The sequence below is a fragment of the Sphingobacterium sp. genome, assembly GCF_039596235.1.
In the GTDB taxonomy this organism is placed as follows: domain Bacteria; phylum Bacteroidota; class Bacteroidia; order Sphingobacteriales; family Sphingobacteriaceae; genus Sphingobacterium.
In genome coordinates this window covers 116714-136094 of sequence record NZ_JBCNKE010000003.1, presented here as the reverse complement: position 1 = coordinate 136094, position 19381 = coordinate 116714, and the positions used below count along the sequence as shown (strand labels likewise).

Sequence of the window (19381 nt, the reverse complement as noted above, 5' to 3'; positions counted from 1 at the left end):
AAATAGATTTAGGATTTGTGAACGAACTTGATTACTTTGTTTGCTTTCAGTTGAATCTTGTAAAGATATTTGCCATTGACTTGCTGTTGCAATGCAAGACCTTCTAATCTGGAAGGACTTAATACCTGGATTGTTTGATCCTTCGGTGAAGAAAGGATGAGCTGCGTAATACTTCTGTTATTCCATTCCATCTTTTCAACAAGTACATTACCCCTCGCTTTAAGTCCTTTGACTGTCCCGGAAGACCAACGATCAGGCAAGGCGGGAAGTAATTCCAGAACATCAGTTTGCGATTGTAGTAACATTTCACTCAGGGCAGCCACATAACCGAGATTGCCATCAATCTGAAAGGGTGGATGCGCACAGAGCAAATTGGCATACACTCCGCCTCCATTGTTATAATCGATGCCCTCTCCCCCGACTAGATTAATAAAATTAGTTAAAATCTTATAGGCATGATTTCCATCCTGTAATCTCGCCCAAAAAGCAACCTTCCAGGCCATGGACCAACCGGTAGATTCGTCGCCACGTGCAGTTAGGGTGACTCGCGCAGCCTTGGCTAGTTCCGGTGTTTTCAAAACCGAGAATTGATTGCCCGGGTATAGGCCAAACAGATGCGATACATGGCGATGTCTGTCCTTCGGATCATCACGATCGGTTTCCCATTCCTGCAACTGCCCCCATTGTCCAATCTTGGGTTTGAGCAATGCATCGCGAAGTGCCGTGATATGTTTACGATAGTCAGCGTCAATATTTAAAACTGTACTTGCCTGGATGTAGTTGTTAAAGAGATCATAAATAATCTGATGGTCATAGCTCACGGCATCCTCCGTGGGGCCATGTTCCGGCGACCAACCCTGTGGTGCCACCACAGTTCCGTCCGGTCTTCGTACCAGACGATCATCCCAAAATTCACTTACTTCTTTTAAAATTGGATATGCAAACTCGCGTAGATATTTCTCATCCTTATTAAAGGCATAATGTTCCCACAAGGCCTGCGCATACCAAGCACTTCCAGGGGTGTTCCAAAGAAAGCTCTCGCCACCGAAGATATTATTTTCGGTCTTTACGGTCCAGCCCCGTACGCCCGGAAATTTCTTTTGTGTATTTACTTTCTTTACCTCGCGCATGCTATTGATATAATCGAGGTAAGGCCAGGCCGATTCACTCAGATTGGCCACTTCGGCAGGCCAATAGTTCATCTGCACATTGATGTTGGAATGGTAGTCCGAGCGCCATGGCGGATTGTTGCTGTTGTTCCAGAGTCCCTGTAAATTTGCTGGCAGGCCACCTTTTCGGGAGCAACTGATTAAGAGATAGCGCCCATACTGGTACAGCAAGGCTTCTAGCGCGGGTATCGGCTGTTTTTTATATCCCTCCAACAACATTTTTGTTGTCTGTCTGCCATCCAACTGACTATGGTCAAGATCAAGATACACCCGGTTGAACAGTACCGTATAATCTGCGACGTGCCTTGCCAATAGTTTATCTACACCATATTTTATCGCTTGGTTCAGATAACGTTCATTGGCGTGTACTGGATTTTCAGCCGACTTCCATTTTGTTGCGCGCGTATTGGCATAATCTGTAGCCGCACTCAGCAGCAGAACGATTCTATCGGCAGATTTTACCGTAAGGACAGCCTGTCCTTTTTCATCTTTTGTTTCAGAAAGTGAACCACCGATCACCTGTACCTGCACCCGGGCAGCATACTGCATACCATTGGCAAGCTTACCTTGAAACTGCAAATGGCCATTTTCCACTTGTACGGTCTGTCCATGCGCATCTTGCAGTGCAATTACGGCATTCAGTTTCCCTTTTTTACTGTTTGTATAGTCAAATACCATGACCTGATCGGGCTGACTGGCAAAATACCGTCGATTGATCTGCTGTCCATCCTGCTGATAGGCGGTTTCATGTAGCCCCTTATCCAAATTCAATTTCCGGCTATAAGCTGTAAAAGATTTGTTAACATCGGAATCAAAACGAACAAAAAGATCACCGAAAGCCTGATAAGCGCCCGTTTCCTGTTCATCGCCAGTCCATAGGCTATTTTCATTAAATTGAATATGTTCTTGATTTACTCCAGCAAAGATCATGGCGCCAATTCGTCCATTTCCGATTGGGTACGCTTCGGTCATCCAGTCCGTTGCGGGCTTATTATCCCAGAGGTAATAGCGTTGTGCATAGGTTGTGGCTGAGCAAAGGGTCAAGTATGTAAAGATGAAGCATTTAATTTTTCTGTGCATTAACATAGCGACTTATACAATTTATTGAGCGATGCCCAATGGTGAAAAAACAAAATAGATAACAATCATCAATAGAATTAGAAAGGTGCCGACCCCGTACCTCCCCTTCCAATAGCTACCTTTGTCCTGACCTGAAAACTCAAACTGATAGACCGATAGGTAGTTTGGCTGGCTCAATTTACTACCACTCCAGATGATTAGCGCAACAGCGATAAATAGTAGTGCGAATAGGTGCAGATAGTGTAGTTCTGTCTTCCATACAAATACCAGCAAAAAATAACTGAACATGTACAGAAACAAGCCAAATTGTGCCATCCTTGGCGTTACACGACGGGAGAGAATCCCCAAGATCATAATGGTGAAGATCGGCATATTGAACAGCCCCGATACCGTTTGTAAGTATGTATAAAAACCATCGTGAGCAAAGAGAATAAAAGGTGCGATAAACATCGCCGAGATGGAAATAATCAATTCGAATAACTTCCCTTTTCTGACCAATTCTTTTTCATTAAGGTCTCTTTTTTTATTTTCCAAATAAGGCTTGTAGATATTAAAAATAAATAAACTCCCACAGCTCTGAAGACCAGCGGTATAGGTTGTCATTGCAGCGCCAAACACCAGTGCTAAAGAAAAGCCAATCAAAATATCCGGAAAGATCAATACGATAAGTTTGGGGAAAACAGAGGCTGTAGGTTGTACATGAGGTAATAAATGCACTGCCAGAAGGCCGGGTAAATTGATCAATAGAGGCATTAGGAGCTTCCCACCGGCAGCCAAAGTCATTCCCTTCTGTGCTTCTTTTAAATTTTTAGCGCTTAATGCCTGTTGCGCAATATAGGGTTCCATTCCCCAGTAATAGAAATTGATCAGCAACATTCCTGTGAACAAGGTGGAGAAAGGCACTGCATCCTGTTTTGATCCCACCGCATTGAGGTGTTCTCTTTTATCGTGAAACAGTTGCAATATACCAGTCCAGATATCACCATTACCCAGTTGCCAAAACGCGAAAATGGGGATGAGCACAGCAAGTATAAACAAACAGAGCCCAAGCCCCATGTCAGACAAAGAAATCAGCTTCAATCCCCCCAATATGCTGTATAAACTACCGATGATACCCAATGCCCAGACCAATATCCAGATACTCTGCCAATAACTGATATGCAGCAGTCCTGGCACATCAAACATCGTGGTCAGGCTAAGCGCACCGCCATATAATACCGGCGGCAATAAGTTAACAATATATCCTATCAGAATCAGAATAGAGACCAATATTTTAGTTTTGGAATCAAACCGCAATGCCAAAAAGTCCGGTACTGTACGAAAGCCATGTTTGAAATAGATGGGCAGCAAAAATTCTGAGACCAAGAGCATGGCGACCACAGAGCTTACCCCCCAACCGATCACCGAAAGATTATTGATATAGACCGATTCATTTTCACCTATAAACTGATTGGCACTCAGGTTGGTCAATAGCAAAGCCGAACCGACCATCCAAAAACTGTTGCTCTTTCCGGCAAGAAAGAAACCGTTTAATGTATTGGAATAATTGGTCTTAAACTTCCATAAGGATCCCAAAGCAACCAGACCAGTAAAAAGACAAAAACTGAAAACTATCATCGTAAAAACCTTTCCTATTTTATACGGAGTTGCGATCTACCAATGTTGTTGGTACAACTTCCCTGATCAATGTTCTTTCCAGCACAAACTTGGCCGCTTGCGATCCGATCCGCGCAAAACTTGTCGAAAAGGTGGTAATACCGCCACTAATAATCTCTTTGATGACATCATCATTATGCGAAAGGATACCCAGATCCTGCCCCAAAGTCCAACCTTTTTGCAAAACTTCTTTCAGCATTTGGTACAGCTCTGGATTATGAATGGTAAAATAGAGCTTTCCCTTTTTTAGGTCGCCCACATGATATTGCTTTTCGATCCGACCTTTTATTTTATACTCTTTTAGAAAGCGTAAGAAAGCATTTTTGATTTCATTGGGTTCGGCTGTATTTTCCCGAAAATAGAAGATCACTTCTTTATATTTTTTGACCTTTGGGTAAAGTTCTTGAAATACAGCATAGGTTGCCTCCTCAAATTCCTGTGACACATAGGAATAGTCTTCGCCGAGGTCCATCAAGCGATCAATAATCAATAATTTGGAAGCTGGGATGGAACGCAGCAGCAATTCAGATTCTTTATTTTCAATTGGAGCGACAATATATACGGTATATCGTCCCTGAATACGATTGAAAATATCTTCAAAAGTCTCCATGTTGTTGTGATGGAAAAAGAGATCCACTGTCACCTCTTCCGGAAGATTGCCCCGCAATTCATTCACCAATGTATCTTGAAAGGTATCATATGCATATAACAGTACTGCGACTTTTTGTTTCATCTGCGTATTGTTACTCACCACAAAATATCCCTTTCTGTTTTTTGATTCCACGACACCATGAGCAATCAGATCCCGATAAGCCTTGGCAAATGTTTCGCGTGCATAGCCTAGGTATTGGATCAAGTTATTGACAGAAGGTAAGCTGGAATGTACCTCCAGTTCATTAGCGTCAATGGCGTCCAATACTCCCTGTACAATACATTCATGTTTTGACAGCGTATTCAATGCTTCCAAGCGTTTGATCCGATCGATCAATACTTTAAAATGTTCTTCTTTGCTTATCTTCATACGTTGTGATTAAAGCAGAGCAATTTTAAATAATTTTGCTCCTGCTTGCTCAAAGGCAATGGATTTGTCAGCGCTAAGCTCTTGATTTGTTTTATCAAACAAGTCCACCGCCTTATATTTTTTATTTGGTATTAGGCCAATCTGTTTAAAATCTATGTTTATTGCTGCCGGGGTGGTATGATAATTAAATACGGCCACATACAGATCTGTTCCTATCTTTTTGTAATAATAGGTATTTGCAGCTTTTCCTTCCACAAATCCTGCCGGACGGAAGCTCTTACCATCAGCTATAATCTTTAAAATTTCGGGATCCTGCAGATATTGGTTCATTTTAGGTTGCCAGTTTTCCTTTTTCGACAAATCATCGCCAAGAATAATGGTCCCTGTTACAACGCCCGAAAGCAATCTTGCTTTATTGACTTCATGACTTTCATCGTGAAAGACCAGGTGGTCTGCATCAATAAAATCATAGAGGTAGGTCTGCCACCAACCGTAGCTGACACTGTTTAAGGTATACTGTGTTTGGTCGATCGTCTTCCAGGCATCGCAGGCAATTCTGCGCATATGTGCAAATTGTGCTGTCGCCAAGGAAGGAGAAATCGCGGCATAGATTAGCATCTTACCCTGCAAAACATCGACCAAATGCTTCATTCCTACGGCGTATGCCTGCATACCTGTCTGAATTTTATTATCATAGAAACCCGTAGATTCAATTGCGGCATGAGAAAGAAAGTCGACCTTGATCATTCGGAACCCACAGTCCACTAGTTTTCCCAAGATCACATCCATGCGTGCCAGTGTACCAGGATGTGTTGGATCCAAGGCTCGTCCCCCGTCTAGATTGTGGTAGCCTTTTTCTGTTTTGGTCCAAAGTTGGCCAAAGGTAAATTCGCTTCCCTCTGCTTTGCGGTCGGGTCCACTTCCATGGCCCCAGTCTGTAAAAGGAGCCCAATAAACACCTGGTTTAAGACCCAAAGAATCACAATAGCGAACAAACTGCTTCAATTGTGTATAGTCGCCCGACATTCCACCTGGTGTCATATTATCCCAAAAGGAGTCCAGATCAATAAAAGCCTCGCCAGCTGCATTACGGAAATAAGGTATAACCTTCGCAAAATATTCGGCTGTGGCCGTGGCATTCTGAAAATTGATTTTATCTTGTATCACACCCCAACTATTCCAACCCACAGGAGTCGCCCCTTGCCATTTTTGCACATAGGGTGGTGACAACTGACGGTGGATTTTGGCATAGTTTTCCAATCCCATACGCCAGTCGTTTACATAATACACCGCATATTTCGGCGAACGGATGACATTGCCGCTCACAAAACCATGGGCCATTGAATCCCGTGTAATAGCGACATCGGTAAATCCCGCTTTGGCAGCAATCAAGTTATACCGCCCGTTATCGCCTTTGATATCAATTCCCGACTTCCAGACCGATTGATCCAATGAACCGATCAATACGCCATGCATACGCTCGCTGTCGTAGACCACAGCAACTTCCGCACTCACCTTATTATTCGAAGAAATCGCCTTATTTTCATAGGAGATAAAGGTATCATTGTCGAAGGGAACAGCTACCTGATAAAGTGATTTACCGAGCGATGATATGGTCGCATTGGACCATATCGGAACCAATTCATTACTTGACAGATTTTTTCCTTTGACTTCCAGTTCAAGGACAAGCATATCACTGTTGTCATAAAAATAAAAATGCTGTAACAACGTTATTCCAGTAGTAGTCTTGGAAGAAACGGTATAGCGTGTACCCTTTCCCAAATTATCCTGAATTACCGTCTCAGTTACTTTACGTCCATCCTTCAGTTTGTCTGTACTAATTTTTTGTCCATCAGCAAGTATTAGATAAGCACTGGCATCTTTTAAAAAGGTGACCTGATCTTTGCTTAACGAATATGTTCCGGTCTGCTTGTTGTAGGCCAAGGTTATCCCCCTTTTTTTTACCTGAAAGGACTGGGCCGCTAACATTACCGTACTGAGCATAAAACATAGCGCGAAAATAGCTGTCTTCATTCTGCTTGATATTATTGTAAATTGATCTGAAACCCGTTAATCTTCATGTAATGGTCCGGTTGAAAATTGACCAGCATCCCCATATTTACGGTGACTTTTTCCTTGATTTCAAAATAAGCCCCATCGGATTTTACGTCTGCATGGGCCATTGCCTGTTGAATTTGTTCAAGATCTGGAATTCCACTGTTTGCTTTGCTTACGACCAGTTTTGCTGGCGGTTGATCATAATTTGTCCAAGATAAGTTACAAAAAAAACGATATTTACCGGGAAATAAGGTTACTTTTTGCTCAATTTTACCATTTATGATCGCTGGAGCGCCCCATCCGGCTTCAATATTAACCACACCCCCATCATCTGAACCAAAGCCACCATAACCATTGTGGTTTTTCATGCTCGTATTAGTTATCCAATGATCCAGATTTCCCCAACGGTTGCCATCGAAAGCCGTCGCTGTAAACGGAGTTTTGTAATTCTTCAGACACCAAATACTGATGTCGCCTTTTTTTATCGGTAATTTGTTACGCTGCACCATAAAAGTATCAATCGCATTGCTATCGGGCCGAAATACAGTCTGGTAGACAATCTCCTGATTCGGTAAATAGTCCAAGAGGTTAATCTTCTCATTCAGCTCTTTCGTCCGCACCAAGGTGTCCGTAGTTGTATTATTCTGATTCTTATACGTCATGCGAACGGCATAAAATCCCACACTTGGTGTCACATCCTGTAAGACAAGTTGAAATTGTTGATCAGCTATAAAATTCTGATCCAATATTGTCCGCTGAAAAAGTCCTTCACGATAACGATCGCCATAAACGTTTCCGACAAGAAATGTCGGAACCGAAAATCTTCCTTGGCTATCTACTGTACGGATTTCGAAATTCATGGGCCCTTCTGGTAGATTTTCAATCACATAATGTACGGTATCTATAGCATCGGTCAATTTTACCGAAAACTTCATGGAATCCTGTTTACTGTTCCAATACACACGCAACTCGGAAACTCCGGCGTTCACCCGAAAGATGCCATCTACTTGTACACGATATTTTCCCGAACGTATTTTGATTGAATCCAGCTTCGCAGGATATACTATTTCCTGTCCATCAGTGAATTTGGTAAATTCATCCATCTTAGAACATGCGCCGAATAAACAAACGCCGAACAAGGCCAGTATGCATAGATATGTTCTCATCTTCATTTTCTTTTTAATAGTTAATAAACTCCCCATACTTGTACTTGTGCAATCTGGATAAAGTAACTCCCACGCCAGTTGCGCAGATTGCGGATACGCAAGTATTTGTATTTTGGTGCATCTTCGGGCATATCAAAAGACCACCCTGCGATGCCGTATACTTCATCGGCGTTGGTATTTGTTCCAGCTGGAGTACCCGAAGGTTTTCGCACGGTACAGGTTGCCAGTTTAGACCAAGACTCCCAAGAGCCATCCAGATTTGGACTATTACTTCCCCAGACTTCAAATTCACGCATGTTACCCTTATCGTAAAAACCATTTTCCCGACGTGGGAAAATCACGACACGGCTCAATTTCGCTTCCTTACCGATAGAAAAAGTCAGGGATTGCGGAGCACCGGCACTTTCAACCGTATATAAGGCCGGCCATCTTGAGGGATTCATGTTGCCGTCCCACATCATTTCCGAAGTCGTCCCGTACATATACTGCGCATCCCCCGGTAAATGCAGCGCTGCAAACTGCTGTCTCGGAAAAAGATTTTCTTCCAGCGGTGTCAGCGAGGTATACAATGTATCCGATTTATTTAACCATCGGTCACGCACATAAAAAGCAAATTTCATTTCACGGGATTTCAGTCCGCGGATATTATATAAGATCAGGGAATCCTGGCTATAATAGTTGTCCAATGGCAAATATTCCCCATTGTTTAGGGAGTCAACCATAGGGACAATAACGACATCACCTTTTTCCTTATTGATAGAACTGATCCGGACTCCGCCAAATGTCGGCGCAATTTTCATTTGCCCGAATACGAGATCAAAAATCGGTGTTTTAGGTTCTACTGTAACGTCCACAGCATCTGAAGCCACTTCGGCCTTATTGACGGCATAAAGCTTTACAATATGTTTTTGTGTATCTGGAAAACCGTCGATTAAGATCTCATTTTTATAGGTTGATGATTTTACGACCCGTGTCTGTCCATTGGCCATGACATACTCGGCTTTTACATACAATACATTTTGACCGGAAGGTAAACTGTAATGGATCGTTGCCTGTCCGTAGCCGTTGGTAACAGAAGTATTTTGCACAATACCTGGTTTCGTTTGGTCTTCTTCCAGCAGCGTCCATCCCTTTTCCTCTTTACAACCAGCCAATAGATAAAAAAGACCGATCAGGAAATAGCAATAGTTTAAATATTTTAGATTTTTCATAATTTCTATTTAATAAGGGATTACCAACCTGGATTTTGTACTAAGTTGGGGTTGACCAAAAGGTTGTTTTCCCTTATTGGCCAGAAGTAATCCCGAGGTGCCACAAAACGTTGTTGAAAAAAAGTCTGCTCTTTATAGAAAAGTTCGGGATGATCTTTATCCTGGTTTCTATCCCAGCCGGTAATATTTTTATTCAGCTCCTGTGCCGCCAGCTTCCAGCGTTTCAGATCCCAAAAACGTGATCCCTCAAAGCTCATTTCAATATTCCGTTCACGTTGGATAATGCTGCGCAAGCCTTCCTTGCTTGTTGGTTTAGCAGGGTTTAACGCATACTTTGACCAAGATTCTTGGATACCTTCCAACCCAGCCCTTTTCCGAATTTTATTTAGGTATAAAAAGACATCAGCTGTTGGTCCCTCGCTTTCGTTCAAGGCTTCGGCATACATCAGGTACAGATCTGCCAAGCGCATCATTGGCCAAGGATATTCTTCAATGTGTGAACTATTGCCATCTTTGAAAGCAAATTTCCAGTTCACTAACTTTTTGGGATAGTACGTCGTCACAGGAATAGAGAGTCCGCTGCCAAATAATCCCAAACGCAGCTGTGTGGTCCAGGTATTTTCATCACTACGACTCGGAGTATTTTCCATAAACCAGATCCCACCATCAAAACCAACATTGGCGTAAAACCTATTTTCGCGATCAAAATGTACACGTGCAGTCTGATAGTTCTGAATATTATTGAACCGCTCAGCATAGTTACCCGAACGAAGCTGATTCTTATTACTAAAATCCAGGGTTTTATCTTCATCCATTGGCACGCCATTTCGGGTATAGAACTGGTCAACAATCTTTAAGGAAGGTGCTAAGGTACCATGTACACTGTTATTACCTGCATTATTGGGATCAATATGTGCCATGGATGAATACTGCATCTGCCAGGCCCGTGAAGTCGGATTTGCCCAGATAATTTCCTTGTTCCATTTTTCAGTCACAGCATTACGCACGCTCATTTGAATCATCGTCGTATCGGAGAGCGGAAATACAGTACCAGGAAATTGGTATAAACCCATTCCCAGGTTCTCGCATGCGGTAATAGCTTCCTTTGCAGCACGGGCGGCCTTTTGCCATTTCTCCAACTGAAAGCGCTGGTTGAAAAACAGCGTACCATCGACATTTTTAAAGGTCGCATAATCTGTATTACCGTTGAACAGTGGACTCGCGGCATACAATAATACTTTTGCTTTAATGCCTAAGGCAATAGGCTTGGTAATACGGCCCAGATCTGTAACGGGAGACTGGACCGTATTGGGTAGTTTAGGAATTGCCTCGTCAAGAACCTTGACTATATAATCGACAACCTCATCAATAGGCTGGCGTTTAACTTTTGCATCCTCGATAGAGGTATTTACAGATAAGTTGACATCCATCGTGGGAATAGGCCCATAATGCCGCATCAACATAAAGTGATAATATGCTTTTAAGAACATCACCTCTCCTTCCCAGGTGGTACGCTCGTCCTGTGTCATATCCCGTACTTTTTCGGGATTACGAATATTTTCCAGAAAAATATTACAGTCGCGAATGGCATTATACATATAACCATCCCAATAGTTCACGTAGGGATTGGTGACGTTCTGATTTCCACGGGCAATATTCCAGTTTGTCCCATCAATACTCAGAGTTGGGTAGTCCAGCCAAAATTCATCCCCTGCAAGGTAAGCTGGATTTTTGGTCGGATCTCCATCCGGCGGCAGGTATGAGTAACAGGTAGCTAAGTACTTTATTGCTTCGCTACGCATTGTAAACGCATTATCTATTGTCGCCACATTGTCCGGTACGACATCCAAATAGTTGCAGGATTGAAAAAACAATAAACCTGACGCAACCAGTAATTTAATTAATCTTAGATTTTTCATGATAAACTGCCTTTTAAAACCCCACGTTAATACCTACGTTATACACTGCCTGCACAGGATAGCCTAATCCTTCACCACCCATTTCGGGATCCCACATCTTGAATTTGCTCCATACGGCAAGGTTGAGTGCATTGACATAAAAACGGACATTCGACATCTTAAACTTGTTGAGAAACTGATTTGGTAGATTGTAGCCCAATTCAACAGATTTCAATCGTAAGAATGCACCATTACGCATCCACCAGGTTGAAAACTGATTATTATTATTGTTAAAACCATCCGTCAAGCGTGGCCACAGGGCCCTTACGTCCTGGTTATCTTCGGACCAATAGCTGTTTGCCACTTCCTGCAACAAACCGTTTTGATAAGGTCCGTTGATCGCAAAAGGTGTAATATTTCCCGGATCAATAAAGAATGATGAACGGGCAGATCCCTGTAGGAATGCACTGACATCAAAGCCTTTGAAACCCACAGAAAATCCCATTCCATAAATAATTTGGGGATCTGTCGGATAACCGATCGGCACTTTGTCTAAATCCGTGATTTTACCATCGCCATTGATATCCCTGTATTTGATATCACCACCCATGGTTTTAAAGGCGCCACCAAAATTCTGTAGCGGTGAGTTTTCCGCTTCGATATCATCGACAAACAGACGTTCAGCAATCAGACCGTACGATTGTTTGATCGGATGTCCCAGCCGAGAGAGGTAGGATAAATTTGCCGGATAGTCGGGTTCTTCGTTAACCAATAATTTGTTGGTTGCATAGGTCATATTCGCTCGCCACTGAGTCCACCAGGTATTTTGAAAGGATTTATTGTAATCCAGGGCCAGGTCAAATCCTCGGCTCTGCGCCTTCCCGATATTAGCCTGGATATCGGATTGAAAACCAGTTGTAGAAGGAATATTCGAACGCACCATCAAGATATTGCTGCGGGTAGAGTTGTAGTAATCAAATACCACACCCAAGCCATTTTTTAGATTCAGGTCAAATCCAGCATCGAAGGTCTTTGCCCGCTCCCAGGTAATATCACGATTTTCATACCGCGATATGGAATAACCAGGCCGTGTGTAATCCCAGTTATTTCCCCAGGAGAAACCTCTGCCACCGTTATTCGGATTCACCTGCGATAGGTAGAAGAAACGATCCCGGTCCTCACCGATCTGATCATTACCCACCAGACCGTAGGTTGCCCTCAATTTTAAGCGGGAAACGACAGGGTTCATAAATTCAAACATTTTTTCCTCATTTAGGTTCCACCCCACACCAAAAGAGGGGAAGAAACCAAAACGATGATCTTTGGAGAAACGTTCGGAACCGTTGTAGCCAAAGTTGAACTCAAAAAGGTAGCGGTTTTTGAACGCATAGGTTGCGCGGCCTGACACCCCGAGATTGCGAGCAGGCAAAGAAGCCTGCAAATCGCCACCGTTAGCAGTCTGATAATTACGGATAATACCGATCAACATTCCTGTGATATCATGGTCCTCAGCGATGGTGCGGTTGTAATTGACAGCAAACTCACCGTAAGTCGTCGTATTTAGGATTTTATTTCCCTGGTTGTAATCCAGGTATTCCGTACCCTCATTTTCGTTGAGCAGACTTAAAACTGTATTGCTCGTACCTGGGATTCGGACCAGATTGTAATAAAATGGTTTAAAGCTCCGGGTGACAGAAAAATAAGAATAGCGTTGTGTATAGGCCATTAAGCGAGCGGATAGACCTTTGGTAATAAAATCGAAGTTCTGTTTCAGTTCCAATTGCACATTGACTGTGGAGCTATTATATTCCTGAAAACCATTGACCATATTGGCGTAGGGATTATTATATAGCGTTTTAGTGGTTGGGATAAAGTTATTTCCGAAAAGCGGATGCGTCGCAAATGGAGAATAGGACGATGGATAAATTGCTGGAAACATTACGGGGTTGGACCAAATTGCTTCACGAAATACGCGTTGTCCACCATTGATCAGATTTCCCCATTTATCATAGCCACCTATTGGTCCTGTATAGTCATCAAATTGGGCCGAAGTACGGATAATTCCAATAGTCGTTGGGGTAACATTTAAGGTAATATTAGAACGTAAAGAGTAGTTTTTCAGATTGATGTTATTATCAAAACTATTGCCGTTTTCAGATCGCAGAATTCCCTTATCGTTATTAAAGGTACCTGCGACATAATATTGAGCAAGGTTCCCCCCCGCCCGTGACATTGAAGTTGAAGCGTTGGTTGTTGGTATAATCCTTGATCAGCCGGTCTATCCAGTTATTATTGGGATAAAGCAATGGATCGTCTCCCCTTTCGGTATGATCAATCTTGTTTTGGCTATAGGGAAGGGTTCCTTTTGGATCTCTGGTCAACACCGCCTCATTTGCCATCTTCATATAGGTGATATTATCAGCGAATTTAAAATTACGCGTGTTGGTTGAGATGGAATTCTCAAAACGTGCATTGAATTTTGCCTTACCAACAATACCGCTTTTGGTGTTGACCAAAACAACCCCATTTGCCCCTCTAGCGCCATATAATGATGAGGCTGCTGCATCTTTCAATACGGAAAAACCAGCGATATCATCAGGTTGTAAGCGGGCAAGTGCTGTGGTATTGGATTCCATTCCATCGATCAAAATCAAAGGATCTTTTTTCCCAGCGCCAAAAGAACCGACACCGCGAATAAAGAAGGAAGCGTTGTCATTACCTGGTTCCCCACTCCGCTGGTAAGCAATTAGTCCAGCTACCCGACCCGCCAACATGGAGGTCAGATTGGATGTTGGCCCCTTAATTTCTTTCGGATTGATCGAGGTAATGGAGGCTACCATGCTCGTTTTTTTCTGCGTACCGTAGGCCACGACAGTCACTTCATCCAGATTGGAACTTGATGAGGATAAGTAAATGGTCATACGGTTGGTACTCGTGACCTGAACAGTTTTACGGTCGAATCCGACCGAAGTCAGGACAAGATGATCGTTGATGTGTGCATCTTTAATCAGAAATTGTCCCTGTGCATCCGTTGATGCAACTGCATTCTTTCCCATAAAGGCAATTGTAACATTGGAAATGGGTAAATGTCCGACGCTATCCAATACAACTCCTCTCAATTCAAACGATTGGTTCTGTGCGTGCGCAAAACCAGCCATTAGCATAAAAAGGAAGACAAGACTACATCGCTGCCATTTACAGATTCGGTAATACATGTGGTAGATCATAAATTGGTCTTCTTATAGATTGGTTATTATATTGTAGTATCACGAATATTAATCTATACTATTCTATACTACTATACAATAGTAAAAACATTTTCCGACATCCGCAAATATTTTTTAATAATAGCTTATGTTTGTACGATATACGCCACCAATGGGCAACTAGAAAAGGTGGGATTTGTTATAAAAATAAAGCGGTATATAACGTCAAAAATGAGTTATATACCGCTAGGAAATCTATTTAGAAAATTTTACACAAAAAAAAGGTAGGCCTAGCCTACCCTTTTGTCAATGAGTGATGATATTTTAATGTATGATTTAGCGAATGTGCAGTCTGTCGGGCATCATCTTGATAAGACGATAGATCCTCACAATTCCGAATATCTGCAACGTCTACTTTTTTTCTTACTTTGCTGATGACCTGATTTAACTCGGTTCTCCAGTTGCCCGGATCGCCAAAATCGTCCATCCAATTTTTACTGATAAACTTCTTGTAGTTCAAAAGCAAAATATACAATTCCTCACCACTACCAGCGCGATTAATTGATGTACGCCAGTTCTCTAATTTTTCTTTAAAACTCATAACCAGCAATATACAAAAAAATAGGGACATTCCAAAATCACTTCATTTGAAATGGATGAATATTATTAACTTTTTTCTTTTTCCACGATAATTTTTAGGAGCAGCAAAGGAAGAATATTTACCGACCAACTTACACTTTTTCACAGTGTTTGTTCAGTGCTCGTTCAGTGATTGTTCAGTGATCGCTCAGTATAGACTGATTAAACAGTGACTGATTACTGTCTAAAATCTGACTGAAATTTGTTTTTAGGTATAATTTGATACCAATATGTTTCTGTTTAATATTTATCCTGATTTTGTACAGCCGAACCAGGCTATTGCTTTGGAAATGCAAAACCGCACTTCATAAATTGAATATTCTTTTACCACTGGCAACCTATCCATTGTTGGGGTCGGGTATGGGGTGTATGCGGTAAGAAAAACATTGTTACCGAAAAAAGCGGAGAATAAACAGTTATTCTCCGCTTAAAACAATATTTAGTACCACTTACGGATTAATAACCAAGCTGCTCCCCAATCCGGTCATAAATCCCGGACCTATATTTTGTGCTTTCAGCAAATCCCGATGTTTGGCATCCAATTTTGGAGCGCCAGCGTCTGCCGCGGCCGCAAAAGGATAGTTACCCACAAAGGCCCCCAACACCGGACTGGTACTGGTCGGCTCGTAAATTCCGTCTGTTGTTAACGTATATTGTGGATTTTGACGTGTAAATCCAGCTGGAAGCTGTTGGCTTGTTGGCACATCAAATACAATATTTCCCATATAAGTAAAATTAACAGGTTGATCTGTAAAAGTCAGCATGGTTGAAGTCGCAGCCTGTGACACCACATTATTGGCGATATGTCCGTCTGTTGGTGGCAAAGTACGACCGTTTCCCCCTTTCCCTGAACCAATATCAAATGACTGTTTACATTTAATCATTGTATTGGCCACCACCTTCACACGTTTTACCTGAAAATAGCCGCTTAATGGCGAGTTAGGTACACCGTCCATGATGGCCAGGGGAGCTTTCTGTCCTGTTCCTGCCATATTCTGGAAGTAATTATTGTAGACAATATGGTCCTCTCCGATTATCCGGATACCACCAGCTGCACTATTGCCGTTACCGACAAAATAGTTTCCATAAACAGCAGAACCATTTCCATGTCTTAAGCATAGCGTTCCCTGGCTCTCATGGAAGAAATTATTGCGGATGGTATCGGCTCCCATTTTATTAGAGATAATTTCCGTTTCGCCGTTACAGCGTTGAAAGATATTATCTTCAATCGTCGTGTATGCATTGGTCATGGACCAGTCGCTTGTTCCGATACGGATTGTTTCGCCACCATTATCCGGTAACGCAGCCCGTTCGCCAAAGAAATTGTGATCAATCCGATGCTTCATCGTTTTACTTGTTCCCCAAACAACCATTGTAGGTCCTTGATGTAATTTCCCTTTGAGATAACAATGATCAATACGATGATTGGATCCGTTAATGGACACCCATCTATAGTCTGTCGTCGCAGCTGGTGGATTATAATCCACAATAGCGGTATTTGTTAAGCGACAGTTGGATGAAGAAGAGGTAAAATCAACCACATTCTTTCCAGAAGTATACCCATCCTGAAAGACCAGTCCATTGACAACAAGCCATTTACCCGTGACGCTAAGGGAGGAAGTACCTGTCATGGTCACAGCACCGGGTTGCTCAGCCATTAGTACAATAGGTTGCTGACTGGTACCTTGGGCATTAAATGTCAATTCCTGATTTGTCCATTGTCCCGATTTCATGATCACCGTGTCGCCTGGCTGTAGACTTAAGGCCTGCAGGTCGGCAGCCGATTGAATGGTATGGCACTGCACACAGGCGATACCATTTAGTTGCAATTTTACCGCAGCCGGTTTTTCACAGCTACTCCCCATCACCAATAACAGCGATAAAGAGGATAATACTGAAAAATTTCTCATCATATTTACATTTGTTTATAAGGTTCTTTTTGCTAGGATCACCTAAAATGGATACACCGTGGTATTTCCCTTAGATCCAAAAACATGGACCACACCATTCGTTGTCACATAACCGCCAGACCTATTCGTTGTTTTATCGTTGATCTGAATCGGTGCCAAATCATTGTTATTGACCAGTTTTAGATACATTACACCCTCTTGGTTGAAACCTTTTCCCTCATTCATGTACCCTAAAAGCGAGCTTTTACTTGCCACGGTATTTGCGGGAAGCAATGTCTTGGCTTTTACATTGGAAATAGTCAATTTATCAAAATTGTAATTTCCCTGTAAAATGAGATAAAGAAAATAGTTACGAACATCATCGCGGTTATAATCTTCCCATTTTGTAGCCGGGCGGGTAATGGGTTTACCTGTACCATCAACACCAGTTACAATGGGAACATCGAAGAAAAGTCCTGCAGTTACCTTCTTCGTTTTGGCATCCCAAGTCTTTATCGCCTCATTATGTAAAAAGATAAAGGTGCGATCCGTCTTATCTAGCTCCTCAAGACCAATACCAGCATAATCCAACCCCTTACGCATCCATTTAAAGATCGTATCCGACGGGTTCTCGGGAGTCTCATAAGAACGATTTTCTAAAAATTTACGGGCACTGATCCCAATATTGGGATCTAGTGTTTTATGCTTATAATCATAGTTTTCCTGCAATTCCATATCAAAAAGGGAACAGCCCGTTATCATTAAAGTCAGGAGCAGCACCCCTACTTGTATCCACTTGATGTTAAAATTTCTTTTCATGATTTCCTTTTCTTAATTCCCGCATTAATCTGTATACCCCGGATTTTGAACCAACAAACTATTGGAGTTCAAAACATTTCTATTCAGCGGCCAGTAGGCTCGATTTTTAGGATCTAAGAATCCCGGCATTTCCAGATTTCCGGCATCCTCCTGCCTACGTTTCAGAATAGGGTCCATCACGGCCTTAACACGATTTGTTCTTACCAGGTCAAACCACCTTTTCCCTTCTCCGAAAAGCTCCAACTGCCGCTCGTTCAGGATTGCCGTTTCCAGTGCGTAGGGGCTCCCTACTTCAGCTGCATTCACATCGTATAATGGAAGTTGAGCTCGTTTCCGCACAAAATTCAAGTATTTAATGGCTTTTTCCCTATCGCCCCTGGCATTCAGGGCCTCGGCATATAATAGATAGATGTCACTCAGGCGGTACATGGTTAGATAGACCGGAAGCAATTGATTTGTTGCGGGCCAAGGGTCAGCCTTGGTTGGGTTTGCTTCTGTCGGATACCATTTAATAAATCGATCACGCTTATTGCTTGGCATACCGAAATAAACATCCAACGTCTGTTTTGGTCGAATATCCGGACTTGGGGTACCCGTTGTCTGCGGTAGAAACCAACTGTTCCAGATCCCCTCGTCCACAATCACCTGTTTGTTATTTGAAGTCCAGGAAGTTTGCATGCATGCGCAGCCATTTTTCAGATAATCCCAGTGGATACTCCAGATCGTTTCCTTACTCGAAGATGGGTTTGTAAAGATGGTCTTCCAAGTCGCTGCATCCTGCAGATTGGTTTCATTTAAACCGGCATAAGTGACATTGGTCGGCGACTTTGCCAAGAATAATTTCTCAATCCACTTTATCGCATTTTCATGATCCCCTTGCCACATATATACATCGGCCATGATCGCGCATATTCCAGCCTCTCCGATTGTCCACAAGGGACTTCTGGCGTCTTTTATAATCAACGAATAGGCTTTTTCCAGATCAGGAATGATGACTTCTTTTATGAGCTTCTCTTTCGGTTCTCGTGCTCTTTCAGCGGGTTGTTGCACATCTTCGTATGGTTCTAACCAGATTGGTGCATCACCCCAGACACGGACAATATAAAAGTAAGACATGGCGCGAAGTGCATAACTCTGTGCTAAATAGTCATTCTGCATGGCCATGGTTATGCGACTATCCAATTGTGCGGCCTGCGGAATATATTTGATATTATTATTCGCTCGCCCAATCGTAGTATACAGGCCGCTCCAATCTGAAAAATCATTAGAAGGAGTGATACTGTTCAATACAATTTCATCCACATAGTCCTTGGTATAGCTAATAAAGCGATCAAAATTGTCGGACCGATATTCTCCCCAGTAAAGATATTTCTCGGTATACTGTTCTTTTCCGACCATTTCAAGCTGAAAAGCACTATACATGCCAGCCATTGCAGCCCGTACATCATACATATTTTTGTAGTGCTGCTCCAATGTTCCATCTGCAAGGGGTTTTTCGTCAAGGAATTTTTTACAGCCACCCAAGGTGCCTAAAAAAAGTAATGCTCCTAAAATTTTTATTTTGTACAT

Annotated in this window: 13 protein-coding genes; all 13 read right to left on the bottom strand. The window is 42.4% G+C overall.

Translation table 11 applies throughout. The features are described 5' to 3' along the window. Nucleotides 1-8 precede the first annotated feature (8 nt). On the bottom strand, nucleotides 9-2249 hold the full coding sequence (locus ABDW32_RS07995; protein WP_343561173.1) for a glycoside hydrolase family 95 protein: 2241 nt from the start codon (nucleotides 2247-2249) through the stop codon (nucleotides 9-11). 21 nt (nucleotides 2250-2270) lie between these two features. Further along, a complete protein-coding gene (locus tag ABDW32_RS07990; RefSeq protein WP_343561171.1) occupies nucleotides 2271-3866 on the bottom strand; it encodes a solute:sodium symporter family transporter in 1596 nt (531 codons plus the stop codon). Nucleotides 3867-3885: 19 nt separating this feature from the next. Then, the gene (locus ABDW32_RS07985) at nucleotides 3886-4926 is read right to left on the bottom strand and encodes a GntR family transcriptional regulator (RefSeq protein ID WP_343561169.1); all 1041 of its coding nucleotides are present in this window, start codon (nucleotides 4924-4926) and stop codon (nucleotides 3886-3888) included. A gap of 9 nt (nucleotides 4927-4935) precedes the next feature. Then, complete coding sequence (locus ABDW32_RS07980) at nucleotides 4936-6960, bottom strand: alpha-galactosidase (protein WP_343561167.1); 2025 nt, start codon at nucleotides 6958-6960, stop codon at nucleotides 4936-4938. A gap of 11 nt (nucleotides 6961-6971) precedes the next feature. Beyond that, entirely contained in the window at nucleotides 6972-8150 is a 1179-nt protein-coding gene (locus ABDW32_RS07975; RefSeq protein ID WP_343561165.1) for a DUF4998 domain-containing protein, read from the bottom strand. Nucleotides 8151-8170: 20 nt separating this feature from the next. Further along, complete coding sequence (locus ABDW32_RS07970; protein ID WP_343561163.1) at nucleotides 8171-9361, bottom strand: DUF5000 domain-containing lipoprotein; 1191 nt, start codon at nucleotides 9359-9361, stop codon at nucleotides 8171-8173. A 20-nt stretch (nucleotides 9362-9381) separates the two neighbouring features. Next, nucleotides 9382-11280: a RagB/SusD family nutrient uptake outer membrane protein gene (locus ABDW32_RS07965; protein ID WP_343561161.1), complete on the bottom strand. Its 1899-nt coding sequence runs from the start codon at nucleotides 11278-11280 to the stop codon at nucleotides 9382-9384. Between the two features lie 13 nt (nucleotides 11281-11293). Continuing rightward, entirely contained in the window at nucleotides 11294-13492 is a 2199-nt protein-coding gene (locus tag ABDW32_RS07960; RefSeq protein WP_343561159.1) for a SusC/RagA family TonB-linked outer membrane protein, read from the bottom strand. Next, the gene (locus ABDW32_RS07955; RefSeq protein WP_343561157.1) at nucleotides 13440-14486 is read right to left on the bottom strand and encodes a TonB-dependent receptor plug domain-containing protein; all 1047 of its coding nucleotides are present in this window, start codon (nucleotides 14484-14486) and stop codon (nucleotides 13440-13442) included. The genes ABDW32_RS07960 and ABDW32_RS07955 overlap by 53 nt, the downstream gene beginning before the upstream one ends. 274 nt (nucleotides 14487-14760) lie before the next feature. Next, complete coding sequence (locus ABDW32_RS07950; protein WP_343561155.1) at nucleotides 14761-15066, bottom strand: hypothetical protein; 306 nt, start codon at nucleotides 15064-15066, stop codon at nucleotides 14761-14763. Between the two features lie 487 nt (nucleotides 15067-15553). Continuing rightward, on the bottom strand, nucleotides 15554-17017 hold the full coding sequence (locus tag ABDW32_RS07945) for a polysaccharide lyase 6 family protein (protein ID WP_343561153.1): 1464 nt from the start codon (nucleotides 17015-17017) through the stop codon (nucleotides 15554-15556). Between the two features lie 39 nt (nucleotides 17018-17056). Then, on the bottom strand, nucleotides 17057-17812 hold the full coding sequence (locus ABDW32_RS07940; RefSeq protein WP_343561152.1) for a hypothetical protein: 756 nt from the start codon (nucleotides 17810-17812) through the stop codon (nucleotides 17057-17059). A 24-nt stretch (nucleotides 17813-17836) separates the two neighbouring features. After that, the gene (locus ABDW32_RS07935; protein WP_343561150.1) at nucleotides 17837-19381 is read right to left on the bottom strand and encodes a RagB/SusD family nutrient uptake outer membrane protein; all 1545 of its coding nucleotides are present in this window, start codon (nucleotides 19379-19381) and stop codon (nucleotides 17837-17839) included.

Bases quoted from the DNA above. Each gene is read 5' to 3' on its own strand.
- ABDW32_RS07960 (WP_343561159.1), bottom strand. From the start codon at position 13,492: ATGTCACGGGCGGGGGGGAACCTTGCTCAATATTATGTCGCAGGTACC.
- ABDW32_RS07945 (WP_343561153.1), bottom strand. From the start codon at position 17,017: ATGATGAGAAATTTTTCAGTATTATCCTCTTTATCGCTGTTATTGGTG.
- ABDW32_RS07950 (WP_343561155.1), bottom strand. From the start codon at position 15,066: ATGAGTTTTAAAGAAAAATTAGAGAACTGGCGTACATCAATTAATCGC.
- ABDW32_RS07990 (WP_343561171.1), bottom strand. From the start codon at position 3,866: ATGATAGTTTTCAGTTTTTGTCTTTTTACTGGTCTGGTTGCTTTGGGA.
- ABDW32_RS07935 (WP_343561150.1), bottom strand. From the start codon at position 19,381: ATGTACAAAATAAAAATTTTAGGAGCATTACTTTTTTTAGGCACCTTG.
- ABDW32_RS07995 (WP_343561173.1), bottom strand. From the start codon at position 2,249: ATGCACAGAAAAATTAAATGCTTCATCTTTACATACTTGACCCTTTGC.
- ABDW32_RS07940 (WP_343561152.1), bottom strand. From the start codon at position 17,812: ATGAAAAGAAATTTTAACATCAAGTGGATACAAGTAGGGGTGCTGCTC.
- ABDW32_RS07985 (WP_343561169.1), bottom strand. From the start codon at position 4,926: ATGAAGATAAGCAAAGAAGAACATTTTAAAGTATTGATCGATCGGATC.
- ABDW32_RS07965 (WP_343561161.1), bottom strand. From the start codon at position 11,280: ATGAAAAATCTAAGATTAATTAAATTACTGGTTGCGTCAGGTTTATTG.
- ABDW32_RS07955 (WP_343561157.1), bottom strand. From the start codon at position 14,486: ATGATCTACCACATGTATTACCGAATCTGTAAATGGCAGCGATGTAGT.
- ABDW32_RS07980 (WP_343561167.1), bottom strand. From the start codon at position 6,960: ATGAAGACAGCTATTTTCGCGCTATGTTTTATGCTCAGTACGGTAATG.
- ABDW32_RS07970 (WP_343561163.1), bottom strand. From the start codon at position 9,361: ATGAAAAATCTAAAATATTTAAACTATTGCTATTTCCTGATCGGTCTT.
- ABDW32_RS07975 (WP_343561165.1), bottom strand. From the start codon at position 8,150: ATGAGAACATATCTATGCATACTGGCCTTGTTCGGCGTTTGTTTATTC.